This is a genomic window from Rhizobium sp. UFLA01-1127 (genome assembly GCF_059803845.1).
The window spans coordinates 33072-50343 of record NZ_JAUQTZ010000038.1 but is presented as its reverse complement, the minus strand read 5'-3'; the positions used below and the strand labels follow the sequence as shown (position 1 = coordinate 50343).

Annotated in this window: 12 protein-coding genes and 1 pseudogene; 12 read left to right on the top strand and 1 reads right to left on the bottom strand. The window is 58.6% G+C overall.

Annotated elements, in window-relative coordinates:
- The 9 genes from Q4Q11_RS12240 to Q4Q11_RS12200 all read left to right on the top strand — a co-directional run.
- Window positions 1-840: aldehyde dehydrogenase family protein (locus tag Q4Q11_RS12240; RefSeq protein ID WP_498569638.1), on the top strand; the 840-nt coding region annotated here is incomplete at its 5' end.
- 85 nt (window positions 841-925) lie between these two features.
- A complete protein-coding gene (locus Q4Q11_RS12235) occupies window positions 926-2188 on the top strand; it encodes an ABC transporter substrate-binding protein (RefSeq protein WP_112508027.1) in 1263 nt (420 codons plus the stop codon).
- Window positions 2189-2264: 76 nt separating this feature from the next.
- A complete protein-coding gene (locus tag Q4Q11_RS12230; RefSeq protein WP_113215556.1) occupies window positions 2265-3212 on the top strand; it encodes a carbohydrate ABC transporter permease in 948 nt (315 codons plus the stop codon).
- On the top strand, window positions 3209-4153 hold the full coding sequence (locus Q4Q11_RS12225; protein ID WP_498569637.1) for a carbohydrate ABC transporter permease: 945 nt from the start codon (window positions 3209-3211) through the stop codon (window positions 4151-4153). The genes Q4Q11_RS12230 and Q4Q11_RS12225 overlap by 4 nt, the downstream gene beginning before the upstream one ends.
- A 5-nt stretch (window positions 4154-4158) precedes the next feature.
- Window positions 4159-5274, top strand: a complete 1116-nt coding sequence (locus tag Q4Q11_RS12220; protein WP_498569636.1) for an ABC transporter ATP-binding protein — start codon at window positions 4159-4161, stop codon at window positions 5272-5274.
- 14 nt (window positions 5275-5288) lie between these two features.
- Window positions 5289-6791, top strand: a complete 1503-nt coding sequence (locus Q4Q11_RS12215) for a GMC oxidoreductase (protein ID WP_498569635.1) — start codon at window positions 5289-5291, stop codon at window positions 6789-6791.
- A gap of 54 nt (window positions 6792-6845) precedes the next feature.
- Window positions 6846-8501 carry a GMC family oxidoreductase gene (locus Q4Q11_RS12210; protein ID WP_498569634.1) on the top strand — a complete coding sequence of 552 codons (1656 nt, stop codon included), beginning with the start codon at window positions 6846-6848 and terminating at the stop codon, window positions 8499-8501.
- Between the two features lie 96 nt (window positions 8502-8597).
- Entirely contained in the window at window positions 8598-9767 is a 1170-nt protein-coding gene (locus Q4Q11_RS12205) for a Gfo/Idh/MocA family protein (protein ID WP_498569633.1), read from the top strand.
- A 27-nt stretch (window positions 9768-9794) separates the two neighbouring features.
- Window positions 9795-11876: an FAD-binding protein gene (locus Q4Q11_RS12200; protein ID WP_498569632.1), complete on the top strand. Its 2082-nt coding sequence runs from the start codon at window positions 9795-9797 to the stop codon at window positions 11874-11876.
- 472 nt (window positions 11877-12348) lie between these two features.
- On the opposite strand, the gene Q4Q11_RS12195 is transcribed toward Q4Q11_RS12200, so the two are convergent.
- Window positions 12349-14847, bottom strand: coding sequence for a methyl-accepting chemotaxis protein (locus tag Q4Q11_RS12195; RefSeq protein ID WP_498569631.1), 2499 nt, complete (start codon window positions 14845-14847; stop codon window positions 12349-12351).
- A 481-nt stretch (window positions 14848-15328) separates the two neighbouring features.
- Between Q4Q11_RS12195 and Q4Q11_RS12190 the strand changes: the two are divergent.
- From Q4Q11_RS12190 to Q4Q11_RS12180, 3 genes and pseudogenes are all read left to right on the top strand, one after another.
- A pseudogene (locus Q4Q11_RS12190) lies at window positions 15329-15601 on the top strand (transposase); the annotation flags it as partial.
- Between the two features lie 64 nt (window positions 15602-15665).
- Entirely contained in the window at window positions 15666-15836 is a 171-nt protein-coding gene (locus tag Q4Q11_RS12185; protein WP_498569630.1) for a hypothetical protein, read from the top strand.
- Window positions 15837-15968: 132 nt separating this feature from the next.
- Window positions 15969-17249, top strand: coding sequence for an ATP-binding protein (locus Q4Q11_RS12180; RefSeq protein ID WP_498569629.1), 1281 nt, complete (start codon window positions 15969-15971; stop codon window positions 17247-17249).
- The last annotated feature ends 23 nt before the right edge of the window (window positions 17250-17272 follow it).

The following is a 17272-nucleotide window of genomic DNA, read 5'->3' as shown; positions in this document are numbered from 1 at the left end:
ATGACAACGCATCCGCATGTCGATATGGTGTCCTTCACCGGTTCGACGGGGGTGGGCAAGCTGACGATGACCAATGCTGCCCAGACATTGAAGAAGGTCTCGCTCGAGCTCGGCGGCAAGAACCCGCAGATCGTCTTCCCAGACGCGGATCTCGATGCCTTCATCGACGCTGCCGTATTCGGCGCTTACTTCAACGCAGGCGAATGCTGCAATGCCGGCTCTCGACTGATCCTGCACAAGAGCATCGCATCAGACGTCGTCAAGCGCGTTGCCGAGCTGGCGAAGGACGTCAAGGTTGGCGATCCGCTCGATCCAAGCACTCAGGTCGGCGCCATCATCACGCGGCAGCACCTGGAAAAGATCAACACCTACCTGACCGGCGCCAAGAGCAGCGGCGCGCGGATCGCTCACGGCGGTGAAGCGCTTGATTTCGGCATGGGGCAGTTCATGGCCCCCACCATTCTCGAAGCTGTCACGCCGGACATGGCCGTTGCGCGCGAGGAAGTGTTCGGGCCAGTCCTTTCCGTTCTGACATTCGAGACAACCGCTGAAGCGATCGAGATCGCAAACTCTATCGACTACGGCCTTTCGGCCGGTGTGTGGAGCCGCGACTTCGACACGTGCCTGACGATCGGCAGAAAGGTTCGCGCCGGGACAGTCTGGATGAACACCTTCATGGACGGTGCTTCGGAACTTCCGTTCGGCGGGTACAAGCAGTCCGGCCTCGGCCGCGAGCTGGGCCGCCATGCCGTCGAGGATTACACCGAGACCAAGACGCTCAACATGCACATCGGCGCCAGGACGAATTGGTGGATGCCGAAGAAGGGAACGCTGGGCTAAGCCGGCAAAAGGACTACGCCCGAGGAGGGCGGGTGATCGGTGCGGGAATGGGTCCCGCACCTCAAACTTGCACTGGGAGGATTCAATGCGCAAGTTTCTAACATCTACCGCTGTGATCGCACTTGCATTTGCTGGTGCCACCGCTGTGGTACACGCCGCTGACGTGAAAGAAGTGCAGATGCTGCACTGGTGGACGTCGGGCGGCGAGGCTGCGGCACTCAATGTTCTGAAGCAGGACCTGGCCAAGGAAGGCTACGCCTGGAAGGACGTTCCGGTCGCAGGCGGTGGCGGTGACGCTGCAATGACCGCGCTGAAAGCGATGGTTGCTGCCGGCAATTATCCGACCGCCTCACAGATGCTCGGCTATACCGTTCTCGACTATGCCCAGGCCGGAGTCATGGGTGATCTGACCGCAACCGCAAAAAAGGAAGGCTGGGACAAGTCTGTTCCGGCGGCGCTGCAGAAGTTTGCCGTATACGATGGCAAATGGGTCGCAGCCCCAGTCAACGTTCACTCGGTGAACTGGCTGTGGATCAACAAGGCCGTCATGGACAAGATCGGCGGCACGGAGCCGAAGACGTTCGACGACCTGATCGCACTGCTCGACAAGGCGAAGGCCGCCGGCGTCGTTCCGCTTGCTCTCGGCGGACAGAACTGGCAGGAAGCGACGATGTTCGACTCGATCGTGGAGGCGACCGGCGGTCCCGCGTTCTACAAGAAGGCGATGAACGACCTCGACGAGGAGGCGCTGAAGTCGGACACGATGAAGAAATCGTTCGACAATCTCGCCAAGATCATCAAGTACGTCGACCCGAATTTCTCCGGTCGTGACTGGAACCTCGCGACCGCGATGGTCATCAAGGGCGATGCGCTCGTGCAGGTCATGGGCGACTGGGCCAAGGGCGAATTCGTTGCCGCCAAGAAGACCCCGAACAAGGACTTCCTGTGCTATCGCTTCCCCGGCACCGAAGGCAGCGTGATCTACAACTCTGACATGTTCGGCATGTTCAACGTGCCTGACGATCGCAAGGCGGCGCAGGTTGCGCTTGCAACGGCGACACTGTCGAAGAGCTTCCAGTCAGCCTTCAATGTCGTAAAGGGCTCGGTTCCTGCCCGTACCGACGTTCCCGATACCGACTTCGACGCCTGCGGCAAGAAGGGCATCGCGGACCTGAAGGCTGCCAACGAGAAAGGCACGCTGTTCGGTTCGCTGGCGCAAGGTTATGGCGCGCCTCCGGCAATCGCAAACGCCTACAAGGACGTCGTCTCGAAATTCGTCCATGGCCAGATCAAGACCTCGGACGAAGCTGTCAAGCAACTCGTCCAGGCAATCGACGACGCACGCTAAGTGCGGCTGAAAGTCTTCCCCGCGGAAATCGCGGGGAAGATGCCCGGTCGAGCCCCGCCCCGAAGGGATGCCTATCATGAGCACTGTCGCTACCACCGAACCAATTCTCGCGCGCGGGAAGCGCACGTCCATACGCACGCGGATGCAGAACGCGCTTCCGCAGATCGTGCTTGCCCCAAGCTTCGCGATTACCATCATCTTCGTGTATGGCTTTATCGCATGGACGGCCTATCTGTCCTTCACGAATTCGAAGACCTTTCCATCCTACGCCCTGACCGGCGCGCGTGCCTACCAGCGCCTGTGGCGCTGGACTTTCGAAAGCGATCCGCCGTCCAGTTGGTACACGTCCATCACCAACATGGGCATCTTTGGCGTGCTTTATGTCGGCATCTGCCTGGCACTCGGCTTGTTTCTGGCGATCTTGCTGGATCAGAAGATCCGTGGCGAGGGCATCCTGCGACCGATTTTCCTGTATCCGATGGCGCTGTCCTTCATCGTTACCGGCGTTGCCTGGAAATGGTTCCTCGATCCGGGTCTCGGCCTTGAGCAGACGCTGCATCACTTCGGCTGGACGAGCTTCCATTTCGACTGGATCAAGAACAAGGACTTCGTCATCTATACCGTCGTCATTGCCGGCGTATGGCAGGCCTCCGGCTTCGTCATGGCAATGTTCCTTGCGGGCCTGCGCGGCATCGACAGCGAGATCATGAAGGCCGCCCAGATCGATGGCGCGACGACCGGTCAGCTCTATCGCCGCATCGTCATTCCGTTGCTGCGTCCTGTCTTCTTGTCGGCCTTCATCGTGCTTGCTCATATGGCGATCAAGTCCTACGACCTTGTCGTGGCTCTGACCTCCGGCGGGCCTGGCGGCTCGGCGTGGCTGCCGTCCAACTTCATGTACGAATACACCTTCAAGCGCAACGAGATGGCCGTCGGTTCCGCAAGCGCGATCATCATGCTGATGACGATCTCCGCGATCATCGTTCCCTACCTCTATTCCGAACTGAAGGAGAAGGCGCGATGACCACGATTTCCACCCCGTCTTCACCGTCGCAAAGCATCGCCAGCAGTCGATGGATCAGCCGCACGATCATCTATGGTCTGCTGGTCATATTCGCGATCCTCTACCTGATGCCGCTGTTCGTCATGCTGGTTACCTCGTTCAAGACGATGGACGAGATCCAGAACGGCAACATGCTGGCCTTGCCGCAGTCGCCGACCATCGATCCCTGGTTCAAGGCCTGGGGCGAGGCATGTGTCGGTCTGACGTGCACAGGCATCAAGGGCTACTTCTGGAATTCGATCAAGATGGTCGTGCCGGCCGTTGCGATCTCCACCATTATGGGCGCGTTGAACGGCTACATTCTGACGAAGTGGCGTTTTCCAGGCCACACGCTGATCTTCGGGTTGATGCTGTTTGCCTGCTTCATTCCGTTCCAGTCGGTACTCCTTCCCATGGCGACCATCCTTGGCAACCTCGGTCGGTTCGGAGCGACGTTGCGTAACGAGATCGGCATGTCGCTGGGCTTCGGCAACTCGACCGTCAATCTCGTCATCGTCCACGTCATCTATGGTCTCGGCTTCACGACGCTCTTCTTCCGCAACTACTACGAGGCATTTCCGAACGAGCTCGTGCGCGCAGCCCAGGTCGACGGTGCAAGCTTCTTCCAGATCTTCCGCCGCATCATGCTGCCGAACTCGCTGCCGATCATCGTCGTCACGGTCATCTACCAGTTCACCAATATCTGGAACGACTTCCTGTTTGCGTCGGCTTACGCTGGCTCGGGCGACTCGATGCCAATGACCGTTGCTCTCAACAACGTCGTCAACACCTCGACCGGCGTGGTCGAGTACAACGTCAACATGGCCGCCGCGATGATCGCCGCCATGCCGACCCTCATCGTCTATATCGTCGCCGGCCGCTACTTCGTTCGCGGTCTGATGGCGGGCGCTGTCAAAGGATAATCATAATGGCCTTTCTCAATATCTCCGGTCTCAGAAAGCGCTACGGCGCCCTCGAAATCCTGAAGGGCATCGACCTCGAACTGGAAAAGGGCGGCTTCCTCGTGCTCGTCGGTCCGTCCGGCTGCGGCAAGTCGACCCTGCTCAACACCATCGCCGGTCTCGAGACGATCACTGAAGGCGATATTCGCGTCGAAGACCGCAGCATCGCCGACCTGCATCCATCGAAGCGCGACATTGCGATGGTGTTCCAGAGCTACGCGCTCTATCCGAACATGACGGTTTCGGGAAACATCGCCTTCGGCATGGAAATGCGCGGCGTCCCTGCCGAAGAACGCAAGCAGGCGATCGACAAGGTCGCCAAGGTGCTGCAGATCGGCCATCTGCTCGACCGCAAGCCGAGCCAGCTCTCGGGTGGCCAAAGGCAGCGCGTAGCGATGGGCCGTGCGCTGGTCCGTGACCCGAAGCTGTTTCTCTTCGACGAGCCGCTCTCCAATCTCGATGCCAAGCTTCGCGTCGATATGCGGACCGAAATCAAGCGCCTTCACCAGACGACCGGCAAGACGATCGTCTACGTCACGCACGATCAGATAGAGGCCATGACGCTTGCGACGAAGATCGCCGTCATGAAGGAAGGTATTGTCCAACAGTTCGGCACGCCCGCGGAAATCTACAATAATCCGGCAAACATGTTCGTTGCCGATTTCATGGGATCGCCGGCCATGAACCTGCTTTCAGGCAAGATCCTGAAGGGGTCGAACGGCCTCGCCGTTTCGCTCGAGCGAGCAGCGGGAGAGGCTATGAAGCTCCCTATCGCGCTGAACATGGCGTCGCTGGCGGCTTATGCGGATCGCGATGTTATCTTTGGCATCCGCCCCGAAGCCCTGACCGACCCGGAAGGCGCCGACCGAAATGCCCGGAGCGTGGCGGAAAACGATTGCCTTATCGAGGTCGTCGAGCCGGCCGGATCGGATACTTTCGCGGTCACCAAGCTGGGCGGCAAGGAAGTCGTGGCGCGCCTGCGGGCTGATGCCCGGATCAAGGCAGGTGAGACGGCACGCCTCGCCTTCAATCTCGACAAGGCCGTCTTCTTCGATCCGCAGACCCAGATCCGGATCGCGTAAGGGCGGGAATTGAAATGAACGTCACACCCGATATCGTCATCATCGGCTCAGGAGTGGGCGGATCGACCGTGGCGGCCGGTCTGGCCGCGAGCGGCGCCCAGATTCTCATCCTGGAAGCGGGCGATCACATTGCCGACCTGCCGGTCAATCGCGACCAGCAAGCGATCTTCCAACGCGGACACTTCCGACCGAAGGAGACATGGTACGAAGCCAATGGAACAGGCTTCAATCCCGGCAACTACTACAATGTGGGCGGCAACTCGAAATTCTATGGCGCGGTGCTGTCCCGATACCGCAAGGAGGACTTCGGGGTTCTCAAGCATCGGGAAGGCGTTTCCCCGGCATGGCCCTTTCCATACGAGGTCCTGGAGCCCTGGTATAGCCGTGCGGAGCGCATGTACAACGTTCGCGGCGCCCTTGGCGAAGACCCGACAGAGCCGCACCATTCGCTCGGATATGAATACCCGCCGGTTCCGGACGAAGCTCCCATTGCCGATGTGAGAGCGCGTCTCAAGAAGAAGGGGCTGCATCCATCTTCGTTACCACTTGGCATCGACATCGACACTTGGCTGGCCAAGGCGAAGACACCGTGGGACGCTCATCCGAATTCCAGGGACGGCAAGATGGATGCCGAAACGGCGGCGCTCTCCATCGCGATGAAGCATCCGAATGTCGTCCTGCAAACGAACTCGCGCGTGATTCGGCTGGAGACCGGTGAAGGCGGCAAGATTAAGAAGGTCCTCTATGTGAGGAACGGACAGACGCTTTCCGTGGCCCCGAAAATCGTCATCCTGTCTGCCGGTGCCGTTCAGTCGTCGGTCCTGCTGCTGCGCTCGGCGAACGACCGCTACAGGAATGGCCTTGCGAATTCTTCCGACCAGGTCGGGCGCAACTTCATGAACCATAACTCTTCGGCCGTAATCGGCGTATCGCCGACATTCCGGAACACGTCCATCTATCAGAAGACGTTCGCATTCAACGACTTCTATCTTTCAGACGGGGAGGGCGGATTTCCCCTCGGCAACGTGCAGCTTCTCGGACGGGTGTCCGCCAAAATCCTCAAGGGATCTCTCCCAAGCGCGCCGGAATGGCTGCTCAATCTTGTTACGGGGCACGCAATCGACTTCTATGCGATGAGCGAGGACATACCCAATCCGGAAAGCCGCGTCTTGGTCGATGGCGATCGCATCATCCTGCAATGGCAACGGACAAACTGGGAAGCTCATCTCGCACTCGTCGCGAAGCTGAAACAGATCCTGAAGTCGATCGGGTTCCCGATCGTGCTTGCGAGAGCATTCGACAAGCGCACCCCGTCGCACCAGTGCGGAACCGTCAGGATCGGAAATGATCCCGCCTCCGCGCCTCTGGACCCATACTGCCGCTCTTACGACCACAACAATCTCTTCGTCGTGGACGCCAGTTTCCTGCCGACATCGGCCGCGGTCAATCCCGCCTTGACGGTGGCGAGCCAGGCGCTTCGCGTGGCGGACCACATAGCGTCGAAGGATCTCCGGTGACGATCAATGCCGACATGGACCCATCGTTCCCTAGCATCCAATAGGATTAGCAAAATGCGTTTCGACTACATTATCACGGGAGCTGGTCCGGCCGGGTGCGTGCTTGCAAACCGGCTCAGCGAAGATTCAAACGTCAACGTGCTCCTGCTGGAAGCGGGCGGCAGCGATTGGAACCCGCTGTTTCATATGCCTGCCGGTTTTGCAAAGATGACGAAGGGCGTTGCGAGCTGGGGCTGGCATACGCTGCCTCAAAAGCACATGAACGGCAGGGTGCTCAGGTATACGCAGGCCAAGGTCATCGGTGGCGGCTCGTCGATCAACGCGCAGCTCTACACGCGCGGAAATTCCGCTGACTACGATCTTTGGGCGAGCGAAGACGGTTGCGAGGGGTGGGACTATCGCTCGATCCTTCCCTACTTCAAACGCGCCGAAGACAACCAGCGGTTCTCAGACGACTACCATTCCTATGGCGGTCCGCTTGGCGTATCCATGCCGGCCGCGCCGCTGCCCATTTGCGACGCCTATATCCGTGCGGGGCAGGAACTGGGTATTCCCTACAACCCCGACTTCAACGGCCGGCAGCAGGCGGGCGTTGGCTTCTATCAAGTCACCCAGCGCGACCATCGCCGTTCTTCGGCCTCGATGGCGTATATTTCGCCGATCAAGAACCGCAAGAACCTGAAGGTCCGCACCGGGGCGCGCGTCTCGCGCATCGTGCTGGAAGGCAACCGCGCCGTAGGCGTCGAGATCGCAGGCGGAAGTGGCCTGGAGATCGTCCGCGCCGAGCGGGAAGTCCTGGTTTCCTCGGGAGCGATCGGCTCGCCGAAGCTTCTTCTTCAATCGGGCATCGGCCCCGGTGATCACCTGCGTTCAGTCGGCTTGAAAGTCCTTCACGATCTTCCGGGCGTCGGCGGTAACCTGCAGGATCATCTCGATCTGTTCGTCATCGCCGAATGCACCGGCGACCACACTTATGACGGTGTCGCGAAGCTGCATCGCACCCTGTGGGCGGGCATGGAGTACATGCTCTTCCGTACCGGTCCGGTCGCATCGTCGCTCTTCGAGACAGGCGGCTTCTGGTACGCCGACCCTAATGCCCGTTCGCCGGATATCCAGTTCCATCTTGGCCTCGGATCCGGCATCGAGGCTGGTGTCGAGCGTCTGAAGAATGCAGGCGTCACGCTGAACTCCGCATACCTTCACCCGAGGTCGCGCGGCACGGTCCGTCTGTCTTCGTCCGATCCAGCAGCGGCGCCCCTTATCGATCCGAACTACTGGTCGGACCCGCACGACAGGAAAATGTCTGTCGAAGGCCTGAAGATTGCGCGCGAAATCATGCAGCAGGACGCCCTCAAGCCGTTCGTATTGGCCGAACGCCTTCCCGGCCCGAAGGTCATGACCGACGAGCAGCTCTTCGAATACGGCTGCGCCAACGCCAAGACGGACCACCATCCCGTCGGGACATGCAAGATGGGTACGGGGCACGACGCTGTCGTCGGCCTCGATCTCAAGGTCCATGGGCTTGAAGGGCTGCGCGTCTGCGATTCCTCGATCATGCCGCGGGTTCCTTCCTGCAACACCAACGCTCCGACGATCATGGTCGGCGAGAAGGGAGCAGACCTCATTCGTGGCCTGCCACCGCTGCCGTCGGCAATCTTTTCATACGAGCGCAACGATACGCGCCCGAGGGCACGAGCCGGCGTCCGGTAGGCCGGCAGGAAACACGTCACGCCTCCGCGACCGCGGGGAACAGATGAATTTCAGCGACCGGTCCTAAACGGGTCGGCTTAAAGAGGAGTGTTCGCAATGGGCGAAATCAAGGTGGCTGTGCTGGGCGGCTCGGGCTGGATGGGCAAGGTTCACACCATGGCCTACCAGACGTTCCCTCATTTCCTCGGCACCTCCGGAGGGACCGCGCGCGTCGTCGCTATCGTCGAGGCAAACCCCGCCGCGGCCGAAGATCTTGCCCGACGGGCTCCCGGCGCGATGATCATGCAGGACTGGCAGCAGGCGGTAAACGATCCGGAAGTCGATCTGATCGACATATGCCTGCCAGACAGCCTGCACTACGAAGTGGCGAAGGCCGCACTGATCGCCGGCAAGCACGTGTATTGCGAGAAGCCGCTGGCGAATACGGCGCAAGAGGCTCGCGAGCTTGCCGATATCGCCCGAGAGAAGGGCGTCATCACGAGAGTCGGCCACGCATTCCCTCGTAATCCGGTCCACGACCTCGCCAAGGAAATCATCGAGGCGGGGGAAATCGGCGAGATCAAGATGTTCAAGGGTTGTCAGCACGTCGACATGTACGGCGACCCGATGGCGCCATTCATGTGGCGCGCCGACGGCAAGCTGGCGCCGACGGGTATCGTCGGCGACACCGGCTCACACATCTTCAGCTTCATGGAGTTCCTGGTCGGTCGCGTCAGCTCTCTGATTGCCGACAACCTGATCGTCACGACCAAGCGGCCTGTGGTGGAAGGGCTTGCATATGGCGAGCAGGTCAAGCTCAAGGGCGATGAAAAGTGGGCGGAGATTACCAATCCCGACGCCACGAACCTGCTTTGCCGCTTCGAGAATGGCGCTGCGGGGATCGTCGACTTCAGCCGCGTCGCCACCGGCCGCAAGTTCATGCAGACCTACGAAATTTATGGAACGAAGGGCAGCATCGCCTACACCTATGATGAGGTGAACCGGCTTCGCTTTTACACGAACGACGACCGACCGGGCCGAAGCGGCTTTCGCGAGATCGATGTCGGACCCGAAAACCCGACCTTCAGGGCGTTCCTGCCGCTTCCGAACTTCGCCCTCGGCTACAACGAGAGCAAGATTATCGAAGCCGCCGAGGTGGTGAAGTCGATCACCACGAACACGCCGATGTGGCCGACGTTCGAGAACGGTCATCATATCTGCCAGATCGTCGATGCCTGCATGGAGTCCTCGCGCCTGAAGCGCTGGGTCGACATTCCGCTCTCCTGATCCAAGACTTCGCAAGGACCTGCGCCAATGACCATCGATGTCCCGCAACACATCCTCGACGCGCTGACGGATGTCGACATGCCGCGGCTGTCCCCCGAAGCCGTGTCCTCGGAGACAGTCCGCCTCGCAGGCACCGACGTGCCCGTCTATCGGGCCGGCTGCGTCATCGTCGGATCTGGCGCGGCGGGCTTGCGCGCGGCCGTCGAACTGAAGCGGCGCGGCGACGATGTGGCAATCGTCAGCCAAAGCGCCTGGGGCGGCACGTCCGCCTGTTCCGGCTCCGACAAGCAGACGCTGCACACCGCCAATACCGCGGACCAAGGCGATAATTATAAGGCGATGGCCCGCGCGATCCGTGCGGGCGGCGCGATGGACGAGGATACGGCTTACGTCGAGGCCGTCGGGTCGTCACGCATGATGGCGTCATTGCAGTTCCTGGGCCTGCCGCTTCCGCAGGAGCCGCTTGGCGGGACGTTGCGATATCAGACGGACCACGACGAGGTCGGTCGCGCAACGAGCTGCGGACCAAGAACGTCGAGGCTGATGGTCAAGGTGCTCGCCGAAGAGGCGATACGTCTTGGGATCCCGTTCTACAACCACGCGACGGTCGTGAAGATACTGAAGGAGGAGCGGGGGCCCGAAAGCCGAATTTGCGGCGCGCTCGTCATGAAGGCGGGCGATCGATGCGAGAACAATCCCCTCGGCTTGGCTCTCTTCGTCTGCAACGTTCTGGTCCTCGCGGCCGGCGGACCCGGAGAACTCTATCGAGACAGTGTCTATCCGAACGGCTGCTTCGGATCTTTGGGCCTGGCCCTTGAGGCGGGCATCGAGCTGGTGAATCTGACGGAGAGCCAGTTCGGGATCGGCACCCGCCGGGAAGGATTCCCGTGGAATCTTTCCGGCACCTACGTGCAGGCCATTCCCCATATCTTTTCGGTGGACGCAGACGGAAACGAGCATCATTTCCTCGCGGAGTACTATCGGACCACCCAGGAGTTGGCATCGAACGTATTCCGCAAGGGCTACCAATGGCCATTCCACTCCACCCGCATGCTCGATTTCGGATCGAGCCTCGTGGATCTCGCCATCTATCGAGAGAGCATTGCCGGCCGCCAGGTTTTCATGGATTTCAACAGGAACCCGCTGACTGTCCCCGGCGACCTGCCGTTCTCGCTGGAACGGCTCGACCGTGATGTCAGCCAGTATCTTGGAAATGCAGGCGCGCGCCAGGAGATGCCGATCGATCGCCTTCGGCACATGAACCCGCTTTCGATCGAACTCTACCGCCGCTACAAAATCAATATAGCCGAACAGCCCCTGGAGTTCGCTGTGAACAACCAGCACATGAACGGGGGGATCATGGTCGATACTTGGGGCCGTAGCAACGTTGCCGGTTGCTACGCAATCGGCGAGGCCGCCGGAACCCATGGTGTTACGCGTCCCGGCGGTGCCGCACTCAATGCCGGGCAAGTTTTCGGGACACGCGTCGCGGAGCACATATCTGCCAGCGGGAAAGCCCGGATGCCTCCTGAAGCAGACATCAGGATTGCTGCCGAGCAGGGTATGGCCGAAATCAGCACGCTCCTTCGCTCCGACAGTGAACTGTCCGTAAAGGCAATCCGAACCGAAGTGCAGGCGCGCATGAGCGATAAGGCCGGCTTGATCTGCGATCCGCGCAGCGTCGCTGAGGCGCTGCAGGAGGCACGGCTGCTCAATAAGAGCATCAGCACGCATGGGATAGCCTACGACCGGGCCGCAGAGGCGGCCCGCGCCGTTCAATGGTGCCAGATGGCGATCGCATCCGAAGCCGTCCTGGCCGCCTTGGACTTCTTCATCGCAAACGGCGGAGGTAGCCGCGGCGCGCGCGCGATCTGTGATCGCAACGGTGAATCCTTGCCTCTTTCCAAGTCGGGTCCGCTCGAGGCGTTTCGCTTCCGCAAGGAGCGCGACGAGCACCGTCAGGAACAGATTGTGGTGCGAATGGGCACCGGAGGTTTCGATATCCACACCCGTCAGAACCGGACGTTCGACGAGAGCGCCAGGTCCTTCTTCGAACGGGACTGGCCCGCGTGGCTCACAGGGCGCATCTACGATCTCGAGAAAAGTTGAGGGTGCCCCGAATGATCGAGTTTGCATCGAGAGAGATTGTCGCCATCGGCGAGGCGATGATTGAAATGGCGCCCTGATAGTGCGAACCTGTTCCGCTTCGGTTACGCCGGTGACACGTTCAATACAGCATGGCATATGGCGCACTTGCCGGGTGAGACGGCCAGTGGGCTTCGTGACGGGGGTAGGGGTCGACGGTCCCTCCGACCGGTTTGTCGAAGAGCTCCGGGCCGATGGATTTGATGGGGCGGCCCTCTCGCGCGATCCGATGCGGACAATGGGCCTCTACCTCATTGAGCTGGACGGTGTCGAGCGCAGCTTCCACGACTGGCGCAAGGATGCGGCAGCCACGCATCTTGCCGACGACGCGGCGCAGTTGTCGGAGGCAATCGACGGTGCAAGAACTCGCAACGCAGGGGCGGTCGTCTCCAGAGCCATCGCGACCGCAATTACCCCATGTTTAGGGATATGTTGTCTACGAGGCGAGAGAGTAGGCGCGCTGGTCCCAGCAACTCCCCTTCGTTACGAACTGCTCCATCATCTCGGCAAGCTTTTCCGTTTCGTGGAAAAGCCCCTGAGATGCGGCCGTCGTTTGCTCGACCATTGCCGCATTTTGCTGAGTGATTTGGTTCATGCTTTCGCTCGTCGCCGCAACCTCGCGCAAATATACTGCCTGTTCTTGCCCAGATGCTGCAATTCGGCTGACAACCATGCTTGTATCAGACACTTGAAGGCGGATTTCTTTGAGGGAAGCGCCGGTTTCATCCACCAGCTTCACGCCAGTCGTAACGAGCGACATGGACGTGGAAATCAGTACCTTAATCTCGCGGGCGGCATGTGCCGAGCGTTGAGCAAGTTCGCGAACCTCCTGTGCGACAACCGCGAAACCCTTGCCGGCTTCGCCGGCACGGGCAGCCTCCACTCCAGCATTGAGTGCGAGCAAATTCGTCTGAAATGCAATCTCGTCTATCACGCCGATGATAGCTCCAATCTTAGCTGAAGACGCGGAGATCTCGCCCATCGCGCTGATCGCATTCGCCACAATCTCTCCTCCCTTTTCCGCATGCCCCATCGTAATCGCGACAGTATCTCGAGCGTGCGCGGCACCATCTGCGGTATCTGCGATTCCGCGCGAAACATCTCCGAGGGCCTCCATAGTCCGCTCGGAGGAAGCGGCCTGGCGCTCGGTTCTGACAGCAAGGTCATGCGAGGCCGAGGATATTTCGGACAATCCTGACCTGATAGTGCCGACGGCTGCGATCACAGTGTCGATTGTTTCTTCCAGCGCCGCTACAGCACTATTGAAATGATCGCGGATCTTTTCGTATCGTTGATCGACGGTCCCCATTCTCACCGTGAGATCGCCCTTCGAAAGTCCTGACAAACCATTCGCAATTTCTTCGAAGGCATGCTCCATCGCCATCGCGTCTGAAAGGCGCTCAGCTTCTCGTTGCTTCCGATTGCTCTCGGATTGCTGCCTTTCCTTTTCCGCCGCTTCTTCGGCATTTACGCGAGCGCGATCGTTATCTTGAAACACATGTAGCGCACTAATCATATCGCCGATCTCATTATCAGCCTTGACCAAGCCGATAGTGGAACTCGTTTCTCCCTTCGCAAGTCTCGTCATGGCGTCAGCGACACGGACCATAGGCCTGGCGACCGAGCGGAAAATAAACGAAGCGATGCTTGCGGCTAAAAGGAGGCTGGCCAGACCCGCTGCCCACATCCACTCGGTGCTGCTGCTACTTTGCTCCCGCGACAAAAGAGCGATTTCGCCAGCCACATGCGCGGTGCCCTCACTCAAATTTTGCGAAGTAGAGACGACCGATGAAGCTTCGCGCTGAAAGGCTGAGGAGTTGTTCTTGATTATGTCGAAGGCGCTGCTTAGCTGCCCGATTTGGGCGCCTACGTCGTTTCCGGCAAGCTTTGCCAGCATTGCGGCAAAACCTTCGGACTTTTTCAATCCCGCCGCAACAGCGGTCGCGGTATTCTCCGACGGTTGCACTCGGTAACGTTCCACCTGCAGCAAGGTATCTTTTAAGGTGTTGCTCAGATTGCGGGCCGTGCCAGAAAGAATACGCGCTTTCGAACGTGCTTGGTCGGTATCACTTTTCGATGCCAACTCGACCTCGGCGGATTTTTGGAGAGCGTCATCGAGTTTGCGTGCTTTTTGTGAGATGGAATCGAAAGAAATAGGGCTTGAATGATCGTTTAACGCGCCGTTGTTTTGAAGGATGCGGGGGCGGATTTCTGCAAATGCGTTCACCAAGTCGGTGACGGTGGGCTGGATATCGGGTGTTCCACCCAAATTCGCGACCTCCTGAAGATCGGCCTCGGCATGGGCAACCAGTTGTTCAATCTCCTTACCCGCTGCGTTGTCCTGCGGCTCAGTCCTGCCAACCATTGCCAGAGCCAGATCCTTGATTGCTCCGTTGAATTTGCCGGCATTCTGCATCAACACCCGAATGCGGTTGAAGGTCACGAGAGAATTGGCTGAGTTGGTTTCCGCCTGATTTGCCATATCCTGGGCATTTTTCTCCGCCGCCTCTGCGGAAGACAGCAGCATGGCCGTTGCATCGCGAAGCCGAGCTCCGGCCTTTTCGACGGCGTCCTGAGAATTTGCCAGCCCCTTGACGGCATTGCTCATGGCGTCCAGCCCATCTGACAAGCGCTGCCTTTCGCCATCAGAAATCGCCAATCGGTTTAAAGCGGACCGCGCATCATCAAGCGCCTTGGAAGCGGTTGTAATATGCCCGGCTTCCTTATCGACCATGTACTGAATTATAGCGCCTTTTGCTTCATCGACACCGATCAGGACGCGCGATGTGTCGACCGATTGCGAAACTGCACCGGTAAGATCACCTATACCGTGCAATCCAACGACCGCCACCAATAAGACGGCAGCGATCAAAAGTGCCATTCCTGCGCCTGAGCGAAAGCCGATCGATTTTATTTTTTTTGGCAACTGCGGCATCCACTTCCCCCTGGAGACATGCAAGTAAATATGTCCAAGCCTCGCCGACATAGTTAAAAAAGTGATTAATTGCGGGATGTAATTGGAACCGGCGCTTAAAGCCGGTCAACGTCTCAGCCGGGTACGAAAGCCTCTCATGCAGGAACCCGCGGTCGGCAGACTGAAAGTTATGGGGTTTTGTTGAGGGAAGCGTCTGGCTGACCGCCGATCGCAGCGACGGTTGTCAGTCCCAACGTGTCGGGTGCGGTGCTTGCCGGTGTGATTGCCGAGATTTCCGTGGTGCGCGAGAGCACGTTTGCTCCTCAAAAGGCCCTCATCATAGGGGCTGGCGCATAGTTTTCCGTTGGCCAACACTGCTGTGGGCAGACCTGTTAATTTCCGTGATGATTTAACCCGGTTTCGCGTTTGACCAAGATCAGAGAAAACTTATAATAATCAATCATTTCAAAGGGTTGAATTTTGCAAGGTGGGTCAGCGGAAAATGAAAATGCGGTTCAAAATTTCGCGCAACTCAATAGATCCGCGAGCGCAATCTCGACGCGCCGAACCGTACGATCACGCCGTCGTTTCCGACGAAAACCCCAAGGTCGCCTGGGCGGCCGTTCGCGATCATGTCCAACCGCAATCGTTGCTGACCGCAGACCAACACGGTTCATATGACGATCTCGTCGGGCTGGCGATCTTCCAGCGGGTGAACCACAGCAAGGCCTACCAGATCGAGGATGGGACCAACACCAACAGGATCGAGAGCTTCTTCGCCCGCGTCGAGCGCTCGTACGTCGGCATTCACCACCGCTTCTCGGTGAAGTACATGGGCCATGGTCGCCTGGAAGGAGGACGCTCGCTACGTGGGGTTGCGTTGGCAACTCGCCGACGTGCTGCGCACCGTCACCCACCGCACGACGTCGGAAAACCTTTGCGGCTACTGGCGGGGCGCGGCGAAGCGCATCGAGGACCAAGTCTGGACCGAGAAGTCCAATGCGTACTGACAATTCCACCAGGGCGCTATTGACGGTTCCACCGGCATTCTATTGACACTTTCACCCAACTCCTATTGACACTTTTGCCGATACGCTATTACAACTTTCGCCATATCGGTTTACTGAGAAAAAGAAGTGTCAATGGATGAGAGCCTTCTCCCACGTCATCTGCAGCCCCAACTTAGAGCCGCACTTACATCAGCGCGCGTGGTAAACATTATTGGACCGCGTCAGGTCGGGAAAACGACACTGGTACGTGATCTATTGACCGTTGGAAAATTCATCACCTTAGATGACGAAGGCGTGCTTGAGGCTATTGAGGCTGATCCAAAAGGACAGCTGGATGCCCTTTTGGCTGAGACGAAAGCGGGCCCCCTCATTATCGACGAAGCCCAACGATCAACGAAATTAGCTTTGGCGTTGAAGAGAATCGTGGACGAAAACCGAGCAATGGGTCAGTTCGTCCTGACAGGCTCATCCAACGTTTTCATTTCCGCGCACGTGGCGGACTCGTTGGCGGGTCGGGTTCATACAATGACGATGCTTCCAATGAGTGTCGCCGAAACAAAGCGCATGGGGCCAGCAAAAATTCTCGACTGGGCATCGACGAAGGACCGTCCCGATCCGCTAGACCTGCCTAAACCAGAAACGTTGTCCAGGGTACAATACATCGACTTGATAGTCGCAGGCGGTTTCCCCGAGATACGAACTCTGGAAGAGCGCTGGAGGCAAAATCGATACACAGACTACGTTGACAGTGTCGTGGAGCGCGACGTTGCGTACATCTTAAAAATAAGAAAATCAGACGCCATGAGGCGAATGATCGATCAACTAGCAACGCGTGTCGGAAACGAGCTGAATATAGACGAACTATGTTCAAACATCAGCTTACAAAGGAATACCACCGAGACCTACCTCGATATTTTAACCAAGCTCTCTCTATTGCGACGATTGCCTGCGTGGACCTCCGGAGAGTCCAAGCGCGACATACGCCAACCAAAAATCCATCTTGTGGATACTGGGGTCGTCGCGGCTTTGAGGAGTATGAACGCCCAGAGCTTCAATATTGGCGCGAATCCCACCGCACTCGGCGGCCTGTTCGAAAATTTCGTTTTCAATGAAATGTGGAAATCCCTCCCTCATCAGATGCGTCAATGGCGGCTTTATCATTGGAGGCAAAGGGGGCGCGAGATAGACATCCTTGCTGAGTCAGACAGAACGATTATCGGCTTCGAGATGAAGACATCGACTACGGTTGAAGCAAAAGACTTTCAACATCTGCGGTGGTTTCGAGACGAAGGGCCAGGTATGAACCGTCCCTTCGTCGGCATCGTTATCTATATGGGGGAGCGCGTGCTCAGTTTCGGCGAAAACATATTCGCGATCCCTCTGTCGATATTTTGGTCATTCAATGACAGTTAGCCCCAGTGGGGTCCCACGTTAAC